This is a genomic window from Planomonospora antibiotica, assembly GCF_014647955.1.
Classification (GTDB): domain Bacteria; phylum Actinomycetota; class Actinomycetes; order Streptosporangiales; family Streptosporangiaceae; genus Planomonospora; species Planomonospora parontospora.
Genome location: NZ_BMQE01000025.1, coordinates 46,608 through 69,340, shown reverse-complemented (window position 1 = coordinate 69,340; position 22,733 = coordinate 46,608). Strand labels below are relative to the sequence as shown.

Here is a 22,733-nt window from a genome sequence, read left to right as displayed (position 1 = left end):
ACCGAGCGGGTGAAGGAGGCCCCATGACCGTCAGCGACGAGCGCCGGAGCGCTCTGGCGGCCCGGCTGTCGGCCGCGCGCCGGGCCGCCGCCCGGACCGTCCCGGCGATCCCCGCCAGGGAGGCGGCGGACGGCCCGGCCCCCCTGTCCCCCGCCCAGGCGCGGCTGTGGTTCCTGTCCCAGCTCGACGACCTGGCCGCCTACAACGTGCCCGCCGCGCTGCGGCTGCGCGGCCCGCTGGACACCGCCGCGCTGCTGGGCGCCGTGCACGACCTCGCCGACCGGCACGAGGTGCTGCGCAGCCTGGTCACCGGCGAGGGCGCGACCCCGGTCGGCCCCGACCGGGTGCCGGTCGCGGTCGAGGACCTCGACGGCCCCGAGCTGCTGGAGGCGCGGCTGCAGGAGGAGCTCGCCCGCCCGTTCGCGCTGGACGCCGAGCCGCCCGCCCGTGTCCTGCTGCTGCGCCTGCCCGGCGGCGACGAGCACGTGCTGGCGTTGACCGTGCACCACATCGCCTTCGACGCCTGGTCGCGGAACCTGGCGCTGGCCGATCTGGCCGCCCTGTACGCGGCCCGGCTCGGGTCGGCGGAGCCGCCCGAGCCGCCCCGGCTGCAGTACGCCGACTACGCGGCGTGGCTGGCCGGGCGGCCGGAGGGCGACCTCGCCTGGTGGACCGAGCGGCTGGCCGGGCTGGAGCCGGTCCTGGACCTGCCCGTGGACCGGCCCCGGCCGTCGGTCGCCGGCTGGTCGGGCGCCGCCGTCCCGGTACGGCTGGCGCCCGCGCTGACCGCCCGGGTCCGCGAGGCCGCCGCCGGGACCGGCTGCACGCCGTTCATGGTGCTGCTCGCCGCCTGGCAGGAGCTGCTGGGCCGGATCTCCGGCACCGACGACGTGCCGGTCGGCGTGCCCGAGGCGGGGCGGATCCACCCGGACACCGCGCGCATGCTCGGCTGCTTCGTCAACACGCTCGTGCTGCGCGGCGACCGGTCCGGCGAGCCGACCGGGCGTGAGCTGCTGGCCCGGACCAGGGACGCCGTGCTGGACGCGCTCACCCACCGCGACGTGCCCTTCGAGCGGATCGTGGAGCACCTGCACCCCGAGCGGAGCCCCGCCGTCACACCGGTCTTCCAGGTGCTGCTCAACGTCCTGGACGACCGCCCCGCGGCGCCGGACTTCCCCGGCCTGACCGCCGAGCCCGTGCAGGCCGCGCCGCGCACCGCCAAGTACGACCTCAACCTCGCCTTCGTCAACGAGGGCGAGGCCTACGACGGTGAGCTGACCTACCGCACCGACCTGTTCGACGAGGCGACCGCGCGCCGCCTGACCGGCTGGTACCTGAGCCTGCTGGAGGGCATGCTCGCCGACCTGGACGCGCCGGCGGCGGCCGTACCGCTGGAGCCGGTGACCGGGCCCGTCGCCGCGGGCCCGCGGATCGGGATGGACCTGTCGCGGCCGCTGCACGAGGTGATCGGCGACCGCATCCGGAGCGCGCCGGAGGCGGTGGCCGCGGTGGACGCCGCCGGGTCGCTCACCTACGGGGAAGCGGACCTGCTGGCGGACCGGCTGGCCCGCCGCCTGGTCGCGGCGGGCGTGCGGCCGGACGAGCCGGTCGGCGTGCTGGCCGGCCGGCACACCGGGCTGGTGCCCGCGCTGCTCGGCGTGCTGCGGGCGGGCGGCGCGTACATGCCGATGGAGCCCGCCTATCCCGACGACCGCCTCGCCTACATGGTGGAGACGGCCGGCGCGCGCGTCGTCCTGGCCGACCGCGAGCACGCCGGCCGGGTCCCCGGCACGCTGGTCCTGACCGACCTGCTGGCCGCCGGGCCGGACGAGCCGGTGGACGCCGGGCCGGACGAGCCGGTGGACGCCGGGCCGGTGGACGCCGGCGTCACCCCCGGCCACCTCGTGCACGTGATCTTCACGTCGGGTTCCACCGGGCGGCCCAAGGGCGTCGGGATCGAGCACCGCTCGGCGCTGCACTACCTGCACGGCGTGGCCGAGCTGGTGCCCGACGTCCACGCCTCCTACGGCGTGGTCTCCACGATCGCCTCCGACCTGGTGATGACCTGCCTGTACGGCGCGCTCACCCGGGGCGCGGCGGTGCACTTCGTCGACCAGGAGACCGCCACCGACCCGGAGGCGTACGCCGCCCGCCTCGAGGCACACCCCGTCGACGTGGTCAAGATGGTGCCCAGCCACCTGGAGCTGCTGGCCGCCCACGGCGACCTGGCCCGGGTGCTCCCACGGCGGCTGCTGATCCTCGCCGGTGAGGCGACGTCGTGGGAACTGGCCGGGCGCGTCCGCGCGGCCCGGCCCGACCTGGAGGTGCAGATCCACTGCGGGCCGACGGAGACGACGGTCTCGGTGCTCGGCGGCCGGGTGCCGGACGGGCCGCCGGGGCCGGGCTCGGTCCCGCTGGGCCGTCCGCTGCCCGGCGTCGAGTGCCACGTCGTGGACTCCGCGGGCCGTCCGCTGCCCGCCGGGGTCCCGGGCGACCTGTGGGTGGCGGGCCCCGGCCTGGCTCGCGGCTATCTGAACCGGCCCGACCTGACCGCCGAGCGGTTCGTGCCCGATCCGGTGACCGGGACCGGCCGCTGCTACCGCACCGGCGACCGGGTCCGGCTGAACTCCGCCGGGCTGGTGGAGTTCCTCGGCCGGGTCGACGACCAGGTCAAGATCAGGGGCTTCCGGGTGGAGCTGGGCGAGGTGAAGGCCGCCCTGCAGGAGCAGCCCGGGGTCCGCGAGGCCGCGGTGCTGCCGATCGGCGAGGGCCGCTCCCGGCGGCTGGCCGCCTGGGTGGCGCCCGCCTGCGTGGACCCGGCCGCGGTCCGGGCGGGGCTGCGCGAGCGGCTGCCCGACTACATGGTCCCGCCCTCGATCACCGTCCTCGACGAGCTGCCGCTCACCCCGCTGGGCAAGGTCGACCGGGCCCGCCTGCCGCGCCCCGAGGCGGCGCCCGCCGCCGAGCGGGTCGCCCCGGGCACCCCGGCCGAGCTGCGGATCGCGGCCGTGTGGGCGGACGTGCTGGGCGTGGCGGAGATCGGCGTCGACGACGACTTCTTCGCCCTCGGCGGCGACTCCTTCCGCGCGGTGCGGGCGGTCCGGGAGATCGACCCGGCGCTGCGGGTGATCGACCTGTTCACCCGGCCCACGGTCCGCGAGCTGGCCGCCCACCTCGAACAGGGTTCCGAGGACGCCGGCTCCGGGCTGCTGCACCGCCTGGCCGGTCCGCGGACGGCGAGCCGTACGCTCGTCTGCCTGCCCTACGGCGGCGGCTCGGCCGCCGCCTACCGGCCGCTCGCCGCCGAGCTGGCCCGCACCTCCCCCGCCACGGCGGTGCTCGCCGTGGAGCTGCCCGGGCACGACCCGGCCCGGCCCGGCGAGGCGATGCTGTCGCTGCCGGAGCTGGCCGAGCGGATCGCGGCCGAGCTGGCCGGGGTCTCCGGCCCGATCGCGCTGTACGGCCACTGCGTCGGCTCGGCCGCCGCGACCGAGGTGGCGCTCCGGCTGGAGGCGGCGGGCAGGACCGTCGCCGGCGTCTTCGTCGGCGGCAGCTTCCCCGACGCGCGGCTGCCCGGACGGCTGTCGGCCTGGTGGAACCGGAGGTTCCCCGCCCACCGGTGGGCCTCCGACCGGACCCAGCGCGACTTCCTGCGCATGCTGGGCGCGCTGGACGAGGACTTCGGCGACACCGAGGTCATGCTGCGCGGCCTGCGGCACGACGTGCAGGAGGCGCAGGCGTGGTTCAGCCGCCATCTCGACCCCGCGTCCGGCGAGGAGCGCAGGCTCGCCGCGCCGCTGCTGTGCGTGATCGGCGACCGGGACCGCGCGACCGAGCTCTACCGGGAGCGCCACCGCGAGTGGGGGGCGTTCGCCGACCGGGTGGAGCTGGCCGTGATCCCCCGGGCCGGCCACTACTTCCTCAAGCACCAGGCCGAGGCCCTGGCCCGGCTGGTCGACGGGCACCTGGGCCGCTGGGCCGGCGGGGACCTGCCCGAGCCGGTCGGGGAGGTCGAGGTCGCGGGCCGCAGCGCCCGCCGGGACCTGCGCCGCTTCTACACCGTCGCGGCCGGGCAGACCGTGTCGCTGCTCGGCGCGGCGCTGACCTCCTTCGCGCTGGGCGTGTGGGCCTACCAGGAGAGCGGCCGGGTGCTGGACTACGCCCTGGTCACCATGCTCGCCCTGCTGCCGTCGCTGCTGGCGGCGCCGCTGGGCGGCGCGGTCGCCGACCGGGTGGACCGGCGGCTGGTCATGCTGGTCTGCGACGGCGTCTCCGCCGCGGCCACCGCGGCCCTGGTGGTCCTGCTGTGGCTGGGGCGGCTGGAGGTCTGGCAGGTCGGCGTCATCGCCGGGCTGCTCTCGCTGGTGTCGGCCTTCCACCGGCCCGCCTACCTGGCGGCGGTGGCGCAGCTGGTGCCCAAGCCGTACCTCATGCAGGCCAACGCGCTGGCGAACCTCGGCACCGGTCTGGGCATGCTCGTCGGCCCGCTGGGCGGCGCCGCGCTCATCACGGTGGTCGGGCTGCACGGCGTGGTGGCGGTGAACATCGCCACGTTCCTCGCCGGGCTCGGCACGCTGCTGCTGGTCCGCTTCCCCGACCGGCTCTTCCACCGCCTGGAGGAGTCCTTCGGCCAGGCCGTCGCCGGCGGCTGGCGCTTCCTCGTACGGCGCCGCCCGCTGATGATCATGATCGGGTTCTTCGTCGTGGAGAACTACCTGGGCATGCTCGCCCTGTCCGTGACCGTGCCGGCGGTGCTGTCATTCAGCGACGTCACGGGCGTGGGCCTGGTGACCGCGATGCAGGGCCTGGGAGCGGTGCTGGGCTCCCTGGTCATGGTGTTCTGGGGCGGCACCGAGCGGCGCGCGGTCGGCATGGTCGGCTTCGTGATCGGGTTCGGGGCCGGGGTGCTGCTGGTCGGGCTGCGGCCCTCGCTGGTGCTGGCGGCCTTCGGCGGGCTGGTGTCGTGGGCGTTCCTGACCGTGCTGAACGCGCACTGGCTCGCGCTCATCCAGCTCAAGGTCGGCCTGGAGCTGCAGGGCCGGGTGCTGGCCACCAACCAGATGCTGGCGGTGTCGATGACGCCGCTGGCGTTCCTCACCTCACCGGTGCTGGCCGACGAGGTCTTCGGTCCGCTGCTGGCCCCCGGCGGGGCGCTGGCGGACACGGTCGTCGGCGACGTCGTCGGGGTCGGGCCGGGGCGCGGGGTCGGGCTGCTGCTGGCCGTCTGCGGCGCGCTGCTGATGCTCTGGGGCGCGCTGGGGCTGTGGTACCGGCCGCTGCGGCGCATGGAGGACGCGCTGCCCGACGCGGTCGCGGGCGCCGAGATCGCCGAGGACCTGGACGCGGTCCAGGCCGAGGCCGACGCGGTGCTGGTGGAGGGCGCCGGCCTGAGCCGGTGACCCCGTCCCGGCGCCCTCCCGGTGGAGGGCGCCGCGACGGTCCGGGGATCGCGTCCCCACGTGGTCCCGGCGGAGGGCTCCGGGACCGGGGCGGCCGGATCGGCGGCGGTCAGTCCAGCGCCGGGACCGGGGCGGCCGGATCGGCGGCCTCGCCGGTCCTCCCGCTCCCCTCGGGGCCGCCGCGCAGCGGGATCTCCTTGATGAAGGCGGCCAGCAGCGGGACCACGACGGCGAACAGGATCGCCCACCAGAACACGCCGGAGATGGAGGCGGCCAGCGACTCCAGGAAGCCGGTGCGCACGGCCTCAGGCAGCCGTCCCAGCGCCTCCGGGGTGACCTGGCCGCCCGCGGTGGCGAGCCTCTCCCCCTCCGGGCCGAACCGGGTCGTCAGCTCGTCGCCGAGCCGGTCGTTGAAGACGGCACCGAACAGGGAGACGCCGAACGAGCCGCCGATGGAGCGGAAGAAGGTGGCGGTGCTGCTGGCGACGCCCAGGTCCTTCGCCTCCACGCTGTTCTGCGCGATCAGCATGGTGGTCTGCATCAGGAAGCCCATGCCGAGGCCGAGGACGGCGATGAACACGCCGGTCTGCCAGGTGGGGGTCTGCACGCCCATCAGGGACAGCAGCCACATGCCGAGGGCCATGCCGACGCCGCCGACGACCGGGTAGGCCTTGTACTTCCCGGTCTTCGTGATGGCCCGGCCGACGAACAGGGAGACGACCATGGCCGCGCCCATCATGGGCAGCAGCAGCAGGCCGGAGTTGGTGGCCGAGGCGCCCTGGACGGTCTGCTGGAACAGCGGCAGGAAGTTGATCGCGCCGAACATGGCGAAGCCGAGCAGGAAGCCGATCAGCGAGATCAGCGTGAAGTTGCGGTTGCGGAACAGGCCGAGCGGCAGGATGGGCTCGGCGGCGCGGCGCTCGACGACGACGAACAGCGCGAGGGTCGCCGCGGCGAGCCCCGCCAGGCCGAGGATCTGCGGTGAGCCCCAGGCGTGGTCGTTCCCGCCCCAGGTGGTGATGAGGACCAGGGCGGTGATGCCGGTCGAGAGCAGGGCCGCGCCGAGCCAGTCGATGCGGTGCTCGGTGCGGTGCCTGGGCAGCTTCAGCTTGACGGCGAGCAGCGCCAGGGCGGCGAACCCGACGGGCAGGTTCACGTAGAAGGCCCAGCGCCAGTCGAGGTGGTCGGTGATGAACCCGCCGACGAGCGGTCCGGCGATCATCGCCAGGGACATCACGCCGGCCATCATGCCCTGGTACTGGCCGCGCTCGCGGGGCGGTACCAGGTCGCCGATGATCGCCATGGCGTTGACCATCAGGCCGCCCGCGCCCAGGCCCTGGAGCGCACGGAAGGCGATGAGCTGGGCCATACCGCCGTCGGGGCCGCCCAGGAGGTCGGAGCCGGCCATGCCGCAGAGCGCCGAGCCGATCATGAAGATGACGATGGAGCCGAGGAAGATGTTCTTCCGGCCGTACAGGTCGCCGATCTTGCCCCAGATGGGCGTCGAGACGGTGGTGCCGAGCACGTAGGCCGTCACCACCCAGGAGAAGTGGGCCAGGTCGTTGAACTCGCCGACGATGCGGGGCAGCGCGGTGCCGACGATCATGTTGTCCAGCATCGCCAGGACCATCGCCAGCATCAGGCCCGGCAGCACCACCATGACCTCGCGCCGCCGCGCGGGTGCTGCTTCGGTCTGTTTCACTCGTGAGCCCCCAGGGAGAGAATCCGTCTTACCTGCCGACCGGCAAGTGTCCGATATGCTAGGAATGTAGGCGGCTTACTTGCCGGCCGTCAAGTTGATTTCTCAGCAGTCGACACAGCGACGAAGGACACCATGCGGGAACAGGCCGACACGCGCACGCGCATCCAGGAGATCGCGCTGCGGCTCTTCGTCGAGCAGGGCTACGAGGCGACCTCGCTCCGGGAGATCGCCGAGATCCTCGGCGTGACCAAGGCCGCCCTCTACTACCACTTCAAGACCAAGGACGACATCGTCGCCAGCCTGGCCGGGGAGCGGTTGCGCATCGTCGAGGAGCTGATCGCCTGGGCCGAGGCCCGGCCGCGCACCGACGAGACCCGGCGCGAGCTGCTCCACCGCTACGCCGACGGCCTCTACCACGAGCGCCACCACCAGATCATGCGGTTCTTCGAGCGCAACCAGACCGCGATGAAGAACCACCCGGTGATGGAGAAGACCCGCGAGCGCATGCTCCACCTGATCGGTTTCCTGGTCGAGCCCGGCGATTCGGCGGTCGTCCGGCTGCGGAGCTCCATGGCGCTGTTCGCCCTGCACGCCTCCGGGTTCCTGCTCTCCGGCGACGACCTGTCCGACGACGAGCGCAGGGCCGCCGCCCTGGAGGTCGCGCTCGACCTCGTCCGGCGGTGACGGCGGTGACGGCGGTGGCGACGGCACCGGTGAGGCCGGTGACGGTGACGGCCGGGGCGGTGCTCCGGGGGCGTCCCCGGCCCGCCGGACGCGGGGTGGTGCGCCGGTGAGCGTGCTGATCGACCCGCCGGCCTGGCCGGGCCCCCGCGGCCTGCTCTGGTCGCATCTGGTCAGCGACTCCTCGACCGAGGAGCTGCACGCCTTCGCCGCCCGGCTGGGCGTGCCGCCCCGGGCCTTCGACCGGGACCACTACGACGTCCCGGAGACCGTCTACGAGCGGGCCCTCGCACTGGGCGCCGAGGCGGTCTCCTCCCGCGAGCTGGTCGCCCGGCTCACCGCCGCGGGACTGCGCAGGCGCAAGGTCCGCCGCCCGGCCGCAGAGCCCGCATAGGTCCCCTCCGACCGGGCATGACGTGCCGCTGGAAAGCGCATCCGCACGTCGGACAGAAGGGGAGATCATGCTCAACGGCAAGACGATCGCGTTCCTGGTGGCCCCCGAGGGCATCGAGCAGGCAGAGCTCACCGAGCCGTGGCAGGCCGTACGGCAGGCGGGCGGCACCCCGAGACTGGTCTCCACCCGGGCGGGGGAGGTCCAGGCCTTCAACCATCTGGACCGGGCCGACCGCTTCCCGGTGGACGCCGTGGTGGACGAGGTCTCGGCGGACGCCTTCTCGGGCTGAGCGCCACCGGCCGCGCCGCGGGTTCTCGCCTTCCGCCGGACCGGGACGGGAGCTCGCGGCGCGACCGGCTCCGCCCCTCCGGGCGGTTAGGCCCGCCCTTGCGGGGCAGGGGTCGGCAAGGCCACCGGGGAAGGGGGAGACCGTGGAAGCCACCATCGCGTTGCGCCTGCCGCGCGACGCCGCGAGCGTTCCGGTAATCAGGCAGATGCTGGACTCGTCGCTGGGCGCACTGGGCGTGCAGGGGCACATCCGCGACGACATCCAGCTCATGCTCTCCGAGGCGTGCTCCAACGTGATCAAGCACGCCACCGAGAGCGACGACTACATGGTGCGCACCGAGCTCTCCAGGGACCGGTGCGTGATCAAGGTCGTGGACGCCGGGGGCGGCTTCGAGTTCTCCGGGACACGTCCGCAGGCCGCCCCGACCTCGGAGTCCGGGCGGGGGCTGCAGATCATGCGGGCCCTCGCCGACGACATCCACTTCGTCAAGCGGCAGGAGAAGGGCTCGATCGTCTGCCTGGAGAAGGTGCTGCACTTCGTCGACGACGCCCCCGGGGCGTCACTGCTGCTCGACGATGAGCACCAGCTCCGATAGGGCCGCCCGCAGGTGGTCGGTGATCGTCCACACGTCGGGGACCATCTCCCGGCAGGCGACCACGCCGACGTCGAGCGAGCCGTCGTAGGAGAAGACGGTGATGTTGAGGCCGCCGCTCATATCGGTGATCACCGACACGGGGTGGTAGGCCAGCAGCCGGGCGCCGCTGACGTACAGGGGGAGCTGCGGGCCCGGGACGTTGGAGATCACCACGTTGATCGGTCCCGCGGTCCCGGCGAACAGGTCGAAGGCCGCCCGGGCGGCCAGCCCGGTCAGGGCCGAGGGCATCATGTCGCTGACCTGCTGGAGCCAGTGGGCGGGCGCCAGCGACGAGCGGCTCTTGATCACCGCCATGGCGTCCCGTACGGCCAGCAGCCGCTCCACCGGGTCGGCGACCTGCGTGGCCAGCTGTGTGATCATGAGGGTGACCTGGTTGCCCGCGCTCTGGTTGCCCATCGTGCGCAGGGAGAACGGCACACCGGCGACGAGCGGCCGGTCGGGCAGCGCGTCGTGCTTGATCAGCCACTGCCGCAGCGCCCCGGCGCAGATGGTCATCACCACGTCGTTCACCGTGACGCCGAAGGCGTTCTTGACCCGTTTGACGTCCGCCAGCGACAGGGTGGTGAAGGCGAACCTGCGGTGGCCGCTGATCCGCCCGCTGAACGGGGTGCGGGGCGGGGTCATCCTGGGCAGCGCCGGCGCCGGGTCCCGGCCGGTCAGCCGGCCCGCCAGATCACGCGTGACGCGCGAGACCAGCCCCGCGCCGGGCAGCTGCGAGACGACGGGGATCTCGTCCAGGTGCGGGACCGCGTCGACGAGGAACCGGACGGTGTTCGCCGGGTTGGCGACGGCCTTGGCCATGCCCTTGGCGAGCATCTCCCCCGTGCTGATCCGCTCCTGGGCCCGGGGCACGGGGACCGAGGACGTCGTGGTGGGCTCGGGCGAGGTGTCCAGCAGCGCGGCGAGCACGTCGGCGCCGGTGATGCCGTCGACCGCGGCGTGGTGGACCTTGGTGTAGAGGGCCATCCGGTCACCGGCCAGGCCGTGGATGAGGTACATCTCCCAGAGCGGGCGGCGCCGGTCCAGGGGACGGGCGTGCAGCCGGGCCACCTGCTCGCCCAGCTGCTCGTCGCTGCCCGGCGGGGCCAGGCCGAGCTCGCGCACGTGGTAGTCCAGGTCGATCCTGGGCTCCTCCACCCAGTACGGATGGTCCAGGCCGAACGGGACGAAGGCCAGCCTCCGGCGCAGCGGCGCCGCCAGGTGGAGCCGGCCGGCCAGCAGGGAGAGCAGGTCCCCCCGGGTCAGCACGCCGTCCAGGACCGCCAGCCCGGCGATGTTCGCGACGTTCGTCGCGGTCTCGAAGTTCAGGAACTGCGTGTCGACCGCGCTGAGTTGCCGCATCGCCTACCTCCGGAAGGTTCCGTTCCCATCCTGCTCCCTCCCGGTGGTCAAGGCCAGCACCGCGAGCACCACCAGGACGACGACGGACAGGACGGGCATCGCCAGCCCGGCGATGCCGAGCACGACCACAATGGTCATGATCTCGCTGATCATCTGCCACACCGCAGAGCTGTGCCCTGATTCATCCAGTGTCATACCGGTTTTTTACGGATGGGACAGACTTCTCACCGGTACGCGCAACGGCCTGGCGGCGGGTGGTGGAGCGTGAGTTAATGCGTAACGCCGAATGATGTGACGTTATGGAGGCGTTGTGACGCGATGCCGCAGCTGCGGTGGGACGCTGCCGCCGCGCACGGGGCAGCGCGGCCGGTCCTCGGTGTACTGCTCGGCGGCGTGCCGCCAGCGGGCGTACCGGTCCCGGCGGGATCCGGCGGCGGGTGACGCGGTGCAGGAGCTGATCGCCGACATCGAGCGGCGGGCCCGAAAACTGGCGCCGCGGCTGCCCGAGGCGTTCTACGCGGACGTGGCCGAGCTGTCGTCCTCCGTCGGCAGGCTGCGGCGCATCGCCCGCGTCGCACGGGACGCGGCACGGGCCGGAGCGGACTCGCCCACGTCACGGCGGGCCGGTGAAATCGTCACACCGGCGCCGGTGACGGAAAACCCGCCCGGACGGCCCGGACCGGAGGCCGTACCCGGGACCGGGACCGGACCTGAAGCGGGAGCCGACGCCGGTGCCGGTGCCGGTGCCGGTGCCGGAGAGGACGCCGCGGTGGTGGCGGCCGTGAACTCCGGGGACGAGTGGGCGTTCGCCGGCCTGGCGGAGCCGTACCGGGCGGAGCTGCAGCTGCACTGCTACCGGATGGTCGGCTCGTACGACGACTCGGCGGACCTGGTGCAGGAGACGTTCCTGCGCGCCTGGCGCAACCGGGGCGGTTTCCAGGGGCGTTCCTCGCTGCGCGCCTGGCTGTACCGGATCGCCACCAACGCCTGCCTGGACTTCCTGCGGCGCAACACCCGCCGGCCGCAGCGCTACGAGGGATCCGCGGGCGGAGCCGAACCTCCGGCGCGGATCACCTGGCTGCAGCCCTACCCGGACCACCTGCTGGAGGACGCCGCCGGGGACAGTGCCGCGGCCGCGCCGGAGGACGCGGCCGTGTCGCGGGAGACGGTGGAGCTGGTCTTCCTGGCCGCGATCCAGCACCTGCCGCCCCGGCAGCGGGCGGTGCTCGTGGTGCGGGACGTGCTCGGCTGGCCGGCCGGTGAGACGGCGGAGCTGCTGGAGATGAGCACGGCCTCGGCCAACAGCGCGCTCGCCCGGGCCCGGGCGACACTGCGCGAGCACCTGCCCCGGCACCGGACGCAGTGGACGGCCCCGGCGGCGCCGAGCCGGGACGAGCGGGTGATCCTGCAGCGGTACATGGACGCGGCCGACCGGGCCGACGCCGCGGCGGTGGCGGAGCTGCTGCGCCGGGACGCGCTGGTGACGATGCCGCCGGGCCCGCTCTGGGTCGCGGGCCGGGACGCGATCGAGGCCGCACTGGCGCGGACGTACGACCCCGCCTCACCGGCCTACTTCGGGCGCTGGAAGCACCTGCCCACCAGGGCGAACGGCCGGCCGGCCGCGGCCGGGTACGTGCAGCGGCCGGGCACCGCGGTGTACCGCGCGCAGGTCCTGGACGTGCTGCGGATCGAGAACGGGATGATCGCCGAGATCACCGCGTTCGAGCCCCACCTGTTCCCCGCGTTCGGCCTGCCGCTGACCCTGTGAGGTGTTCTGTGCGGGTGGACCGATCAGTTCCGCGGGCCGGTGCGTCTCAATGACCGACCGGCGCGGGCAGCGGCCACGCGCACACCAAGGCACCCGGACGACCCGGGGAACGGAGTGATCTCATGGCGACCGTGTACATCGAGGCGTCGATGTCTCTGGACGGCTTCATCGCCGGCCCCTCCAACAGCGGTTTCGAGCACCTGTTCGCCTGGTGCCGCAACGGAGACGTGCCGACGTCGACCGCGAACTCCCCGCGGGTCGCCTACCGCACCTCGGCGGCCAGCGCCGCCCACGTGCGGGAGCTGAACGACATCACCGGGGCCCTGGTCGTCGGCCGGCGGTTGTTCGACATGACCAACGGCTGGGACGGCACCCACCCGATGGGCGTGCCGACCTTCGTGGTGACCCACGCCGCGCCCGAGGACTGGAAGGCGGAAGGGACACCGTTCACGTTCGTCACCGACGGGCTCGCCGCCGCCGTCGAACTGGCCCGGCAGGCCGCGGGCGACAAGGCGGTCGGGGTCGGCCCGGGCAGCGTGGCCTGGCAGGCGCTCGACGCGGGCCTGGTCGACCAGGTGCGCATCGACCTGGTGCCGGTGCTCCTCGGCGGCGGCACCCGCATGTTCGACCGGCTCGGCACCGCCCCCGTCCACCTCGGCGACCCGCGCGTCATCACCGGCACCGCCGTCACCCATCTGGTCTACGACGTGGTGGGCGGCCCGCGCGCCTGACCCTCCGCGCCGTGGACGAACCCGCCTCACCGACCGCCCCTACCGCCGGGACCGGTGGAGGGCGCATGATGCCGCCATGGATCGGTGGTGGGATCACGGTCGCGGCGCCGGTACGGCTTCCGCCGCCGGCCGCCCGCGAGAGGAGACGCCAGTGGACGACGCGGACGAGCGCAGCCGGATCGCCCCCTGGGCCCCGCCCCGTGCGCGGCGGCGGCTGGCCGGGCTGGAGGCCGCCCTGGCAGGGCTGGACGCCGACGGGGTCGTGAAGGCCGTCGGCGAGGCGCTGGCCGGGCACCTGCGCCGGCTCGGCGAGGACGGGATCGTCCTGTACGCGGGCACGAACACGATGAGCGCGCGGGCCCGCGCGGCCTGCGAGCCCGCCCTGGCGAGCCGGCCGTCGATGGGCTGGCCGGGCGAGAAGTTCCAGACCGGGCTGGAGGAGCTGGACGTGCTGGAGGTGCTCGCTCCGCTCCAGGTCGCGGCGCTGATGGGCGGCGGTTTCGCCGAGGTCCGGTTGCAGAGCGCGACCCTGGCCAACCTCGCCTGCTACACCGCCCTGGCCCGGCCGGGCGGCACGGTCGCGGTGCTGCCGGAGGCCGCGGGCGGCCACGCCAGTCACCACGCGCAGGGCGCGGCCGGGGTCCGGGGACTGCGGGTGGTGGACCTGCCCTACGACGCCGGCGGATTCGACGTCGACCACGCGGCGCTGCCGGGCTTCCTGCGCGCGCACCGGCCCGCGCTGGTGGTGGTCGGGGCGAGCCTGATGCTGTTCCCGCACGACGTCGCCCGGGTCCGTGCGGCCTGCGACGAGGTGGGCGCGCTGCTGGTCTACGACGCCTCGCACGTGGCCGGGCTGATCGCCGGGAAACGGTTCCAGCGGCCGCTGGACGAGGGTGCGCACGTCGTGACGATGTCCACCTACAAGTCCTTCGGCGGCCCGCCCGGCGCGGCCGTGATCACCCGGGACGAGGAGATCGCCCGCCGGGTCTCGGAGGCCGCCTACCCGGGCCTGACCGCCAACTACGACGCCTCCCGGCTCGCCCCGCTGGCCGTCACCGCGGCCGAGCTCGCCGAGGACGGCCCCGCCTACGCCGACCGGTGCCTGGCCAACGCCGCCGCCCTGGCCGCGTCGCTGGCGGGCGAGGGCTTCGCCGTCGTGGCGGCCGAGCGGGGCTGGACCGCCTCCCACCACGTCGCGGTGGACGCCGCCGCGTTCGGCGGCGGGGACGAGGCGGCCCGGCGGCTGGCAGCCGGAGGCGTCTTCCTCAGCGGCATCGGCCTGCCCGGTCAGGCTCCCGGCGAGCCCATGCGCGGCCTGCGGATCGGTACCCAGGAGGTGACCCGCCGCGGTCTCGGTCCCGACGCCATGCGCGAGATCGCGGTCTTGGCGCGCCGGCTGCTGATCGACGCCGAGGACCCGGCGGGGGTCCTGCCCGACGCCGTCGCCCTGCGCCGCCCCTGACGTCCCGGGCCCCGGCGGCCGCCCCCGTCCCGTCCCGGCGGCCGGGGCCCGGGACGGTCAGTCCGTACGTTCCCGACCGGCTCCGCCGCCTCCCGGACGGTCGCTCCGTACGGTCTCCCCGAGCATGTCCCGGAGCACCCCGTGAAGTCGTGCCGCGGTCTCCCGGTCGAACCCGGGGCGGTCGAGGTCCACCGGCCCTCCCCGGAAGAACCCGCTGAGCGGTGCGGCGGGCGGGTGGTCCAGCACCTCGGCGACCTGCCCGGCGGTCTCGTCCGCCGACCGGGCGAACAGCCAGGCCATGACCCGGACCAGGCCGCGCATCGGCTGCCGGAGCGGTTCCGTCATCCCCGTCGCCACGAAACCCGGGTTGTACAGGACGTAGCGGGTCCGCCTACCGGCGTGCCGCTCGGCGAACGAGACACCCAGGAGGTCGTTGGCCCGCGCTCCCTGCATCGTCGCCCGCAAGGGGCGGTAGCTCCCCCGGGCCTGCTGCAGGTCGTCCCAGTGGATCCTCCCGGCCCTGATCCCGCCGACGCCGCACAGGCTGAGGATCACCGGGGAGTCCGCGCGCTCCAGCGAGCCGCGCAGGCCTTCGGCGAGCAGGTGCCGGCTGAGCACGTAGAGAGCGAAGGCCCGCTCGAACCCCTCGGCGGTCTCGACCCGGTCGGGGTGGTGGCGGTAGGCCCCCAGCACGAGGGCGTCGACGACCGGGTACGCCTGCGCGAGCTCGGCCGCGACGGCGCGCGAGACCGCCACCGAGCCGAGGTCCGCCCGGTGGAAGACCGCGCGGTCCCCGGCCCCGAGCCGCCGGGCCTCTTCCAGGAACCGCTCCCCCTTGGCCTGGCCGCTGCCCAGCGCGACGACGCGGTCCCCGCCGCGCAGACGGCGCAGCGCCAGCGCCCGGCCGATGCCGTCGGTGCCGCCGGTGCCGCCGGTGCCGCCGGTGATGACGATCGTCCTCATCGCTCTCCTTGAGTTGAGACAGACCTCAACTTAACTGAAGTTGAGGAAGCCCTCAAGTTAGTTAGCATGGGGGCATGGCGAAACCGCTCCGCAAGGACGCCCAGCGCAACCGCGACCTGCTCGTCGCCGCGGCCCGGCGGCTCTTCGCCGAGAAGGGCCTCGACGTCCCGCTGGAGGAGGTCGCGTGCAGCGCCGGGGTGAGCATCGGCACGCTCTACAACCGCTTCCCGGACCGGGCCGAGCTGGTCGGCGCCGTGTTCGCCGACCGGGTGGAGGCCACCCGGCTGCTCGCCGAGGAGGCGCTGGCCCGCCCCCGCCCCTGGGACGGGCTCGTCCACTTCCTGGAGGGCGTCTGCGCGCTGCAGGCGGCCGACCGCGGCTACAACGACCTGGCCGCGGGCCGCGGGCCCCGCTCCCCCGCGACCGAGCGGGCCCTGGCCGACGGCTACGCCCTCATGCGGCGGATCGTCGAACGGGCCCGGGAGAGCGGCGACCTCCGCCCCGACGTGGTCCTGGAGGACATGGTCTTCGTGATCTGGGGGCACGCCCGCACCGTCGAGGCCACCGCCGGCATCGCCCCCGAGCTATGGCGGCGGCACCTGGCGCTGCTCCTTGACGCCTTCCGCGCCCCCGCCGCGCACCCCCTCCCCGCGCCTCCGCTCACCCCGGAGCAGGTCCGGGCCGCACTCTTCTCCGGCTGCGCCCCGTGACGGGGGTGCGGCGGGAGGGGTAGGTCCCGACCAGTCGACTTTACATTGTAGATTCACTGCTGGAGAGGATGCGGCGGCAGACGCCGCGCTCGGCGGCCACCGCCACGTTGCGCGGCATCCGGCCGAAGATCAGGGTGTGGAAGGGCGAGACCGCCCACCAGTAGAGGTGACCTGCAAGGCCGTGGGGGTGGAAGAGCGCGCGCTGGCCGTACACCGTCCGGCCGCCGACCCGGTGCACGCTCAGCTCCAGCCAGGCGAGGCCGGGAAGGCGCATCTCCGCGCGGAGCCGGAGCAACCGTCCCGGCTCGACCTCCTCCACCCGCCAGAAGTCGACCGCGTCGCCGACGCGGAGCCTCCTGGGGTCGCGGCGCCCCCGGCGCAGCCCCACCCCGCCCGCCAGCCGGTCCAGAAACCCTCGCAGCCGCCAGGCGGCGGGCAGGGAGTACCAGCCGTTCTCGCCGCCGATGGACTCGATCACCTCCCACAGTGCCTGCGGCGGGGCGTCGACGCGGCGGGCCCGCCGGTCGGTGTAGAGAGTGCCGCCCGCCCAGTCGGGGTCGGTGGGCAGCGGGTCGCTCGGCGCACCCGGAGTCGAGGCGGACGACCAGCGCGTGGCGACCTCCGCCTCCCGGATCCGCCGCAGCGCCAGGGCGACCGCCTCCCTGAAGGGGATCAGACCCTGGGGCGGGCCGGGCAGATAGGCGGCGATGTCGTGCTCCCGGCAGACGGCCTCGTTGCGCAGCGACTCCACCAGCGGGCGGGCGAGGGCGGCGGGCACCGGGGTGACCAGCCCGACCCAGTGGCTCGACAGGGCGGGGCTGAGCAGCGGAACCGGGATGATCACCCGCCGGGGCAGCTCCGCGACCTCGGCGTACACGCGCATCATGCCGGCGTAGCTCAGCACGTCCGGGCCGCCGACGTCGAAGGAGCGGTTCACCTCCTCCGCCACGTCCGCCCAGCCCACCAGGTAGCGCAGGACGTCGCGGATGGCGATGGGCTGGGTCCTGGTCCGGACCCAGCGGGGCGTCGTCATCACGGGGAGGCGCTCGGTGAGGTGGCGCAGCATCTCGAACGAGGCCGACCCCGACCCGATGATCACCGCCGCCCTCAGCACCACGGCGGGCACCGCCGACCGCAGGAAGATCTCTCCCACCTCGGCGCGGGAGCGCATGTGCGGCGAGAGGTCCTCGTCCGGCGCGAGGCCTCCGAGGTAGACGATGCGCCGGACCCCCGCCCGCTCCGCGCAGGCCGCGAACGTCCCGGCGGCCCGGCGGTCCGCAGCGGCGAAGTCCTTCCCCGCGCCCATGGTGTGGATGAGGTAGTAGGCGATCTCGATCCCCTCGAGCGCCGCCCGGGTCACCCCGGCGTCCGCCGCGTCGGCCCGGACGACCTCCACCCGCCCGGCCCACGGCTGGTCCCGCAGGCGCCCGGGCTCGCGCACCATGCACCGCACGTCGTGGCCCGCGGCCAGCAGTTCCGGAACGAGCCGCCCGCCGATGTATCCCGTGGCTCCCGTGACGAGGCATCTCACACGGTCATCTTCGTACGGCGGATACCGGAGGTTGCCCACCTGACCGTTTCATGACGTTTCAATGGTTTCCGGCGCGTTGCGAGCACGGATCCCGTCCGCAGGCCGGCGCGGCCCGATTGCGGCGGCTACTCCCCGGTGAGCCCGTCCACCGACTCCCGGAGGAGGTCGGCATGGCCGTTGTGCCGCGCGTACTCCTCGATCATGTGGACCAGGATCCAGCGCAGGCTGGGCGCCCGGCCGTCGGGCCAGCTGCGCCGGGCCCGCTGCTCCAGGCCGCCGGCGGCCAGCGCCTCCCCGGTCAGGACGCGGGAGCGGGCCACCGCGTCCTGCCAGAGCGCGTGGAGCTCTCCGGGCGGGTCCCCGGCGGCCGAGTGCCAGTCCCAGTCGGGGTCGGCCTCCCAGTCCACCGTGTCCCACGGGGGCCGCCGGTCCCGCCCGTGCAGCCACCGGGAGAACCAGGCGTCCTCGACGTAGGCCATGTGCTTGAGCAGGCCGCCCAAGGTCATCGACGAGGCGCCGACGGTCGCCCCCAGACCGGCGGCGTCCAGTCCCGCGCACTTCCACGCCAGGGTCGCGCGCTGGAAGTCCAGGAAGCCCACGAGGGTGCCGGCCTCGTCGGCCTCCAGCGGAGGCTCCGGTCGGCCTTGATCGTCCAGCTGAGTCATGCGCGGGAGTCTAGGCACCGGCGGGCCACGGCACCAGGGAGAAGACCGCCGGCCGGTCTACGGGCGGTACTCCTGGATCAGACCGGTACCGCTTCCCACGATGTCCACGCACTCGACGGGGACCGGGTGCTGTGCCGCCTCCGGTCATCGGGCACCGGGCCCGGTCACGGGCGGACCGACCGGTCTCCGCGGGCCGGGCGGGGCTAGAGCTCCTCCCGGATCCGGGTGAGGATCGCCACGGTCTCCGACACGGGCTCGGCCGCGATGCACAGGCGCTCCATCACCTCCAGGTAGCGTTCGACCTCGTCGCGCTTCTCCAGGTAGACGGCGCTGGTCAGCTGCTCCATGTAGACGATGTCGGGCAGGTCGGGCTGGGCGAAGCGCAGGATGCTGAAGGGCCCGCCCGCCGCGGCGTGGCCGCCGATGCTGAACGGCGCGATCTGGACCGTCACGTTGGGCAGCTCGATCGCCTCGAGGATGTGGTCGATCTGGCCGCGCATGACCTCGGGCCCGCCGAGCGGGCGGCGCAGCACGGCCTCGTCGAGCACCGCCCACAGGTGGGGCGGATCGGAGGCGCGCAGGAGCCGCTGGCGCGCCGTGCGCAGCCCCACCCTCCTGCGGATCTCCGCCTCGGAGGCGTCCGCGTGGCCCAGCCTGATCACGGCGCGTGCGTAGTCCTCGCTCTGCAGCAGGCCCGGGACGAACTGGACCTCGTAGTTGCGGATGACGGAGGCGGACTCCTCCAGGCCCACGTAGGTCTCGAACCAGCTCGGCAGGACGTCGCCGTAGTTGTGCCACCAGCCGGGCCGGTTGGCCTGATCGACGAGGCCGAGCAGCGCCCCGCGCTCGCCCTCGTCCAGCACGCCGTACAGTGTGAGCAGGTCGGCCACGTCCCGGATCCGGAAGCCGACCCGGCCGAGCTCCATCCGGCTGATCTTCGAGTGGGAGGCGCGGATCGTCCGGCCCGCCTGCTCCAGGGTGATGTGCCGCGCCTCGCGGAGCCGGCGCAGCTGGGCGCCGAGCACGATCCGCAGCACCGTCGAACTCCCCCGGGGCCCGGTCATCGGGATGGGATCGGCGGGCTCGTCGCGGGCGTGGGATCTGGTCATCGGCGGTCCTTCGTGCACGGAGTGCGAGTCTGCGCCCACCCCTCGTGGTCGTCGCGGCCTTCACGGTACTCCGGCGGACCGCTCCGGACCAGATGGAACTTTATTCTTCAACCACCTCAGTCGATGAGGTCGTCGAACTCGCCGTCCTTCACGCCCCGGACGAAGGCGTCGACCTCCGCGCGCGTGTAGATCAGCGCCGGCCCCTCGGGGTCGCGCGAGTTCCGTACGGCCACCGCGCCGCCGGGCAGCCCGGCCACCTCCACGCAGTTCCCGCTGGGATTGCTGAAGCGGCTCTTGCGCCACTCCGCCTCGCCCAGGAGGGCCGCCGCCATGCCGTTACGCAGCTGATCCATCCTCGCCTCTCACCGAATCAGGCAGGGGAACATTAGAAGCAGCATAGACCGATGTGCAGATGCACGTGCATCTGTACTTGCGTTTGCACATCTCGCCCAGGCAAGATGACTGGGCGAGACCCCTCGTTACGCGATCGCCGCCTCTCCCCCAAGGTCGCCGATGACTGGTTATCCACGGCACGACGTCGCTTCCGTCCGGGCAGAGATCTGCGGATGGGAGCGCTGGCTGTCGATGCTCGACCACCTGCTCCCGCCCAGCGGCCTGCCGCCCTGGTCGGACGGGGACAGCCAGCTCGACCAGCTGCAGATGGCTGTCCGGAGTCTGCGCGACGAGCCGTGCGCCACCCGGACGGCCCGGGACTTCACCTCGGCCTCCCTGCGGTCCTGGGGACTGGCCGCACTGGTCGACGACGTCACCCTCGCGGTCTCGGAGCTGGTGACCAACGCCCTGCGCCACGGGGTCGTGAACGCGTCCTACACCCCCTCCCGCAGGCACGCCAGGATCGTGCTGTGCAGCACCGAGCGCTCGGTGCTGTGCGCGGTCACCGACCCCTGCGACCAGGGGCCCCGGCTGCGGGACTTCGACGACGAGGCGGAGAGCGGCCGCGGGCTGCAGATCGTGCGGGGGGTCAGCCACACCTGGGGGTGGTCCCCGCTGGAGACCGGGGGCAAGGCCGTGTGGGCGGCGTTCCTGCCCTCCGCCGCGCACGCCCGGCACCTGGAGTCCTGCCACCTCAGCCGATCTTGACGGTGATCTCCCCGCCCAGGTGGAAGCCGCCGCTCAGCTCGAGGTCGTCCCCGCTCCAGAACCGGCCCGGGTCGTACCAGTTCGGGCGGCGCCCGCCGGGCAGCAGGCCCATCGCCTCGTAGGTGACGGCCACGACCTCGGCGCAGTAGGCGCTCTCCAGGGCGCTCTGCTCCCCGCCGCGCTTGAGGACCCTCGGCAGCCGCCCGCGGGCCCACCGCCCGGCGAGCCGGGCCGTGGAGGGGAACGGCGTGCCGTCCAGGCGGGCGATCGTGCGCAGGACGGCCTCCTCCATCTCGGCGGTCGTCTCCGGTTCGAGCTGGCGCAGCCAGCCGCGCTGGCCGTACCGGGTGGCCCAGACCTGCACCGCCTCGCGCAGGTCGTGCAGCTGGACCCCGCGCTGGTGGCCGCCCGACCACATGTCGGGCAGCGACCTGCCGAGCTCGGCGTGCCACATCAGCGGCGGCATGTCGTCGATGACGACGGACATCCCGACGTGGTTGACCGGGCTGTTGGTCACGGTCTGGATGGCCCGGTCCGGCACCGAGCGCCCGCGGAACAGCCACACGTCGCCGGTTCGGGTCAGGTCCAGTGCCTCGTCGAGGCTGATGCTCGTAGCGGACATTCCCATACTCTAAGTACATGCGCTGGTGGAAGATACTCGGCCTGGCAGGGATCGCGGGCGTCGCGGCGACCGGAGCGGTGGTCGCCCGGGCGGAACGGCGCCGCCGCGCCTACACTCCCGACGAGATCCGCATGCGGCTCCGCTCCCGCCTGGAGGAGGCCTCGGCGGACGCACCCGACGGGCAGGGGACCGACGCGGAGTAGGGACACCTCTCCCCGGCGGCCCGGTCCGCCGGCCGGGCGGGAGCGCGGACCGGATCCGCACGCCACCGGGACCGGGGACGGGGCCGCCGGAATTCAGCGCGGTGAGGCGTCGCCGGGCCCGCCCCCGAGGAGCCCGGACCGGCGGTCGTACAATCCCACCCGGAAGTGGTAGACGTTGAGGACCACCAGGACGGCGACGCCGAAGGCGCCGTGCTGGACCGGGCCGAGGCCGACGGCGAGGTCGATCGGGGCGAGCAGGACGACGCAGGCGCGGACGGCCGCGTTGACCAGGGCCCCGGCCCCCCAGATGACCGTGGAGACCCGCCACACCCGGCGGAAGGCCGGGGACCGCTCCCACACGTCCTCCCAGGTCTCCCCTCTGGGGACGACGCGGCCCTCCACCAGCGGGCGGGAGAACGCCGCGCTCAGCGGCCGGTCGCCCCGGGCGGTGACGACGAACCACGTGCCCGCGCCGGCCATCAGCAGGGCGCCCTTGAGCAGCAGCAGGCGCGGGTCTCCCGTGACGAGCGCGAGACCGGCGCCCGCGAGCATGGAGACCAGCATGAACGCGCCCGCGGAGTCGATCCTGCGCTCGCGCAGCAGCATGGCGGCCGTGCTCGCGCCGGGCAGCAGGGAGCCCGCCAGCAGGGCCGTGAAGGAGTCGGCGCCCGCCGCCCGCAGGACGTAGTAGAGGACGACGGGCAGGACGAAGTCCACCAGCATCAGGACCAGGGCGGTGCGCCGCGACGTTCCCGGCCGGGCGGCCGCGGAGGCCGTGCCCGCGCTCATCCGGACCCCCGCGTGGCCAGCTCGAAGATCTCCGCCGTCTCTCGCGCGTAGACCTCCGGGTCCATGCCCGGATCGGCCTCCAGGAGGAAGGGCAGCCCTTCCACGGCCCGCTGGACGGCCACCGCCATCACCCGGACGTCGAATCCGCGGAACTCCCCGCTCTCCTGGCCCCGGCGCAGGACGGCCTCCAGGTGGGAGAGGACGCCCAGATCCATGCCCGCGTCGCGGGACCGGCCGCCGTCCTCCGCGCGGTGGTTGAGGAAGACCTCGTACAGCGTCCGCATCCGGGCGCGGTTCGCCGCGATGAACTCGACGTTGCCCTCGATGTAGGCCCGCAGCGCCCCGGCGGCCGTGGCCTGCGCCCCCACCCGCTCGGCCATGTGCCGGGAGATCCGCTGGTAGATCTCCTGGACGACCTGGCCGATCAGCTCGTCCTTGTTCTCGAAGTGGTAGGAGATCAGGCGTGTGCTGCTCAGCCCCGCCCGCTCCGCGATCCGGGCGAAGGACGCCTGGCCGTAGCCCAGCTCGGCGATCGTCTCGATCGCCGCCTCGATGATCTGGGAGCGCCTGGCCACCGCGGCCGCCGACGTCCGCCGAGTTACTCGCATGAGTAAAATA

22 protein-coding genes are annotated in these 22,733 nt (G+C 74.0%); 11 read left to right on the top strand and 11 right to left on the bottom strand.

Features of this window, described 5'->3' with window-relative positions:
- Positions 1–23: 23 nt before the first annotated feature.
- Positions 24–5,399 carry a non-ribosomal peptide synthetase/MFS transporter gene (locus IEZ06_RS22055; protein ID WP_189238599.1) on the top strand — a complete coding sequence of 1,792 codons (5,376 nt, stop codon included), beginning with the start codon at positions 24–26 and terminating at the stop codon, positions 5,397–5,399.
- A 109-nt stretch (positions 5,400–5,508) separates the two neighbouring features.
- On the opposite strand, the gene IEZ06_RS22050 is transcribed toward IEZ06_RS22055, so the two are convergent.
- A complete protein-coding gene (locus IEZ06_RS22050) occupies positions 5,509–7,101 on the bottom strand; it encodes an MDR family MFS transporter (RefSeq protein WP_203872071.1) in 1,593 nt (530 codons plus the stop codon).
- Between the two features lie 132 nt (positions 7,102–7,233).
- Here IEZ06_RS22050 and IEZ06_RS37275 point away from each other — a divergent pair, with 132 nt between their 5' ends.
- From IEZ06_RS37275 to IEZ06_RS22030, 4 genes are all read left to right on the top strand, one after another.
- Positions 7,234–7,785 carry a TetR/AcrR family transcriptional regulator gene (locus tag IEZ06_RS37275; RefSeq protein WP_189238598.1) on the top strand — a complete coding sequence of 184 codons (552 nt, stop codon included), beginning with the start codon at positions 7,234–7,236 and terminating at the stop codon, positions 7,783–7,785.
- A 106-nt stretch (positions 7,786–7,891) separates the two neighbouring features.
- Positions 7,892–8,176 carry a DUF4031 domain-containing protein gene (locus tag IEZ06_RS22040; RefSeq protein WP_189238597.1) on the top strand — a complete coding sequence of 95 codons (285 nt, stop codon included), beginning with the start codon at positions 7,892–7,894 and terminating at the stop codon, positions 8,174–8,176.
- 67 nt (positions 8,177–8,243) lie between these two features.
- Entirely contained in the window at positions 8,244–8,465 is a 222-nt protein-coding gene (locus IEZ06_RS22035) for a DJ-1/PfpI family protein (RefSeq protein WP_229798532.1), read from the top strand.
- A 142-nt stretch (positions 8,466–8,607) separates the two neighbouring features.
- Positions 8,608–9,060: an ATP-binding protein gene (locus tag IEZ06_RS22030; protein WP_189238596.1), complete on the top strand. Its 453-nt coding sequence runs from the start codon at positions 8,608–8,610 to the stop codon at positions 9,058–9,060.
- On the opposite strand, the gene IEZ06_RS22025 is transcribed toward IEZ06_RS22030, so the two are convergent.
- Positions 9,025–10,461: a WS/DGAT/MGAT family O-acyltransferase gene (locus IEZ06_RS22025; protein ID WP_189238595.1), complete on the bottom strand. Its 1,437-nt coding sequence runs from the start codon at positions 10,459–10,461 to the stop codon at positions 9,025–9,027. The two genes, IEZ06_RS22030 and IEZ06_RS22025, sit on opposite strands and share 36 nt — an antisense overlap.
- A gap of 3 nt (positions 10,462–10,464) precedes the next feature.
- Positions 10,465–10,656 carry a hypothetical protein gene (locus IEZ06_RS22020; RefSeq protein ID WP_189238594.1) on the bottom strand — a complete coding sequence of 64 codons (192 nt, stop codon included), beginning with the start codon at positions 10,654–10,656 and terminating at the stop codon, positions 10,465–10,467.
- A 115-nt stretch (positions 10,657–10,771) separates the two neighbouring features.
- Between IEZ06_RS22020 and IEZ06_RS22015 the strand changes: the two genes are divergently transcribed.
- The 3 genes from IEZ06_RS22015 to glyA all read left to right on the top strand — a co-directional run bounded on the left by IEZ06_RS22015 (position 10,772) and on the right by glyA (position 14,422).
- Positions 10,772–12,229: an RNA polymerase subunit sigma-70 gene (locus IEZ06_RS22015; RefSeq protein ID WP_189238593.1), complete on the top strand. Its 1,458-nt coding sequence runs from the start codon at positions 10,772–10,774 to the stop codon at positions 12,227–12,229.
- A gap of 122 nt (positions 12,230–12,351) precedes the next feature.
- Entirely contained in the window at positions 12,352–12,960 is a 609-nt protein-coding gene (locus tag IEZ06_RS22010; protein WP_189238592.1) for a dihydrofolate reductase family protein, read from the top strand.
- Positions 12,961–13,111: 151 nt separating this feature from the next.
- Complete coding sequence (gene glyA / locus IEZ06_RS22005; protein ID WP_229798530.1) at positions 13,112–14,422, top strand: serine hydroxymethyltransferase; 1,311 nt, start codon at positions 13,112–13,114, stop codon at positions 14,420–14,422.
- A 57-nt stretch (positions 14,423–14,479) separates the two neighbouring features.
- Here glyA and IEZ06_RS22000 read toward each other — a convergent pair whose 3' ends face one another.
- The gene (locus IEZ06_RS22000) at positions 14,480–15,385 is read right to left on the bottom strand and encodes an SDR family NAD(P)-dependent oxidoreductase (RefSeq protein ID WP_189238590.1); all 906 of its coding nucleotides are present in this window, start codon (positions 15,383–15,385) and stop codon (positions 14,480–14,482) included.
- A 74-nt stretch (positions 15,386–15,459) separates the two neighbouring features.
- Here IEZ06_RS22000 and IEZ06_RS21995 point away from each other — a divergent pair, with 74 nt between their 5' ends.
- Positions 15,460–16,095: a TetR/AcrR family transcriptional regulator gene (locus tag IEZ06_RS21995; protein WP_189238589.1), complete on the top strand. Its 636-nt coding sequence runs from the start codon at positions 15,460–15,462 to the stop codon at positions 16,093–16,095.
- Between the two features lie 40 nt (positions 16,096–16,135).
- On the opposite strand, the gene IEZ06_RS21990 is transcribed toward IEZ06_RS21995, so the two are convergent.
- From IEZ06_RS21990 to IEZ06_RS21975, 4 genes are all read right to left on the bottom strand, one after another.
- Positions 16,136–17,626, bottom strand: coding sequence for an SDR family oxidoreductase (locus IEZ06_RS21990; RefSeq protein ID WP_189238588.1), 1,491 nt, complete (start codon positions 17,624–17,626; stop codon positions 16,136–16,138).
- 125 nt (positions 17,627–17,751) lie between these two features.
- Positions 17,752–18,291, bottom strand: coding sequence for a DinB family protein (locus IEZ06_RS21985; protein WP_189238587.1), 540 nt, complete (start codon positions 18,289–18,291; stop codon positions 17,752–17,754).
- A gap of 203 nt (positions 18,292–18,494) precedes the next feature.
- Positions 18,495–19,400, bottom strand: a complete 906-nt coding sequence (locus IEZ06_RS21980; protein ID WP_189238586.1) for a Sco1979 family transcriptional regulator — start codon at positions 19,398–19,400, stop codon at positions 18,495–18,497.
- 116 nt (positions 19,401–19,516) lie between these two features.
- Positions 19,517–19,753, bottom strand: a complete 237-nt coding sequence (locus tag IEZ06_RS21975) for a DUF397 domain-containing protein (protein WP_068903031.1) — start codon at positions 19,751–19,753, stop codon at positions 19,517–19,519.
- Positions 19,754–19,913: 160 nt separating this feature from the next.
- On the opposite strand from IEZ06_RS21975, the gene IEZ06_RS21970 reads away from it, so the two are divergent.
- Entirely contained in the window at positions 19,914–20,501 is a 588-nt protein-coding gene (locus tag IEZ06_RS21970; protein WP_203872070.1) for an ATP-binding protein, read from the top strand.
- Here the strand turns inward: IEZ06_RS21970 and IEZ06_RS21965 are convergent.
- Positions 20,488–21,123: a hypothetical protein gene (locus IEZ06_RS21965; protein WP_189238585.1), complete on the bottom strand. Its 636-nt coding sequence runs from the start codon at positions 21,121–21,123 to the stop codon at positions 20,488–20,490. The two genes, IEZ06_RS21970 and IEZ06_RS21965, sit on opposite strands and share 14 nt — an antisense overlap.
- A 17-nt stretch (positions 21,124–21,140) precedes the next feature.
- On the opposite strand from IEZ06_RS21965, the gene IEZ06_RS21960 reads away from it, so the two are divergent.
- Positions 21,141–21,326, top strand: coding sequence for a hypothetical protein (locus tag IEZ06_RS21960; RefSeq protein ID WP_189238584.1), 186 nt, complete (start codon positions 21,141–21,143; stop codon positions 21,324–21,326).
- Between the two features lie 93 nt (positions 21,327–21,419).
- Here IEZ06_RS21960 and IEZ06_RS21955 read toward each other — a convergent pair whose 3' ends face one another.
- Both IEZ06_RS21955 and IEZ06_RS21950 read right to left on the bottom strand, forming a co-directional pair.
- Positions 21,420–22,115 carry a VC0807 family protein gene (locus IEZ06_RS21955; protein ID WP_189238583.1) on the bottom strand — a complete coding sequence of 232 codons (696 nt, stop codon included), beginning with the start codon at positions 22,113–22,115 and terminating at the stop codon, positions 21,420–21,422.
- Positions 22,112–22,723 (bottom strand): TetR/AcrR family transcriptional regulator, encoded by a 612-nt coding sequence (locus IEZ06_RS21950; protein ID WP_203872069.1) that lies wholly within the window; start codon positions 22,721–22,723, stop codon positions 22,112–22,114. Before IEZ06_RS21950 ends, IEZ06_RS21955 begins: the two co-directional genes overlap by 4 nt.
- Positions 22,724–22,733 lie beyond the last annotated feature (10 nt).

Bases quoted from the DNA above. Each gene is read 5' to 3' on its own strand.
- IEZ06_RS21975 (WP_068903031.1), bottom strand. From the start codon at position 19,753: ATGGATCAGCTGCGTAACGGCATGGCGGCGGCCCTCCTGGGCGAGGCG.
- IEZ06_RS21960 (WP_189238584.1), top strand. From the start codon at position 21,141: ATGCGCTGGTGGAAGATACTCGGCCTGGCAGGGATCGCGGGCGTCGCG.
- IEZ06_RS37275 (WP_189238598.1), top strand. From the start codon at position 7,234: ATGCGGGAACAGGCCGACACGCGCACGCGCATCCAGGAGATCGCGCTG.
- IEZ06_RS22055 (WP_189238599.1), top strand. From the start codon at position 24: ATGACCGTCAGCGACGAGCGCCGGAGCGCTCTGGCGGCCCGGCTGTCG.
- IEZ06_RS21980 (WP_189238586.1), bottom strand. From the start codon at position 19,400: ATGACCAGATCCCACGCCCGCGACGAGCCCGCCGATCCCATCCCGATG.
- IEZ06_RS22020 (WP_189238594.1), bottom strand. From the start codon at position 10,656: ATGACACTGGATGAATCAGGGCACAGCTCTGCGGTGTGGCAGATGATC.
- IEZ06_RS22025 (WP_189238595.1), bottom strand. From the start codon at position 10,461: ATGCGGCAACTCAGCGCGGTCGACACGCAGTTCCTGAACTTCGAGACC.
- IEZ06_RS22010 (WP_189238592.1), top strand. From the start codon at position 12,352: ATGGCGACCGTGTACATCGAGGCGTCGATGTCTCTGGACGGCTTCATC.
- IEZ06_RS21965 (WP_189238585.1), bottom strand. From the start codon at position 21,123: ATGTCCGCTACGAGCATCAGCCTCGACGAGGCACTGGACCTGACCCGA.
- IEZ06_RS22000 (WP_189238590.1), bottom strand. From the start codon at position 15,385: ATGAGGACGATCGTCATCACCGGCGGCACCGGCGGCACCGGCGGCACC.
- IEZ06_RS22035 (WP_229798532.1), top strand. From the start codon at position 8,244: ATGCTCAACGGCAAGACGATCGCGTTCCTGGTGGCCCCCGAGGGCATC.
- IEZ06_RS21995 (WP_189238589.1), top strand. From the start codon at position 15,460: ATGGCGAAACCGCTCCGCAAGGACGCCCAGCGCAACCGCGACCTGCTC.
- IEZ06_RS21955 (WP_189238583.1), bottom strand. From the start codon at position 22,115: ATGAGCGCGGGCACGGCCTCCGCGGCCGCCCGGCCGGGAACGTCGCGG.
- IEZ06_RS21950 (WP_203872069.1), bottom strand. From the start codon at position 22,723: ATGCGAGTAACTCGGCGGACGTCGGCGGCCGCGGTGGCCAGGCGCTCC.
- IEZ06_RS21970 (WP_203872070.1), top strand. From the start codon at position 19,914: ATGACTGGTTATCCACGGCACGACGTCGCTTCCGTCCGGGCAGAGATC.
- IEZ06_RS21985 (WP_189238587.1), bottom strand. From the start codon at position 18,291: ATGACTCAGCTGGACGATCAAGGCCGACCGGAGCCTCCGCTGGAGGCC.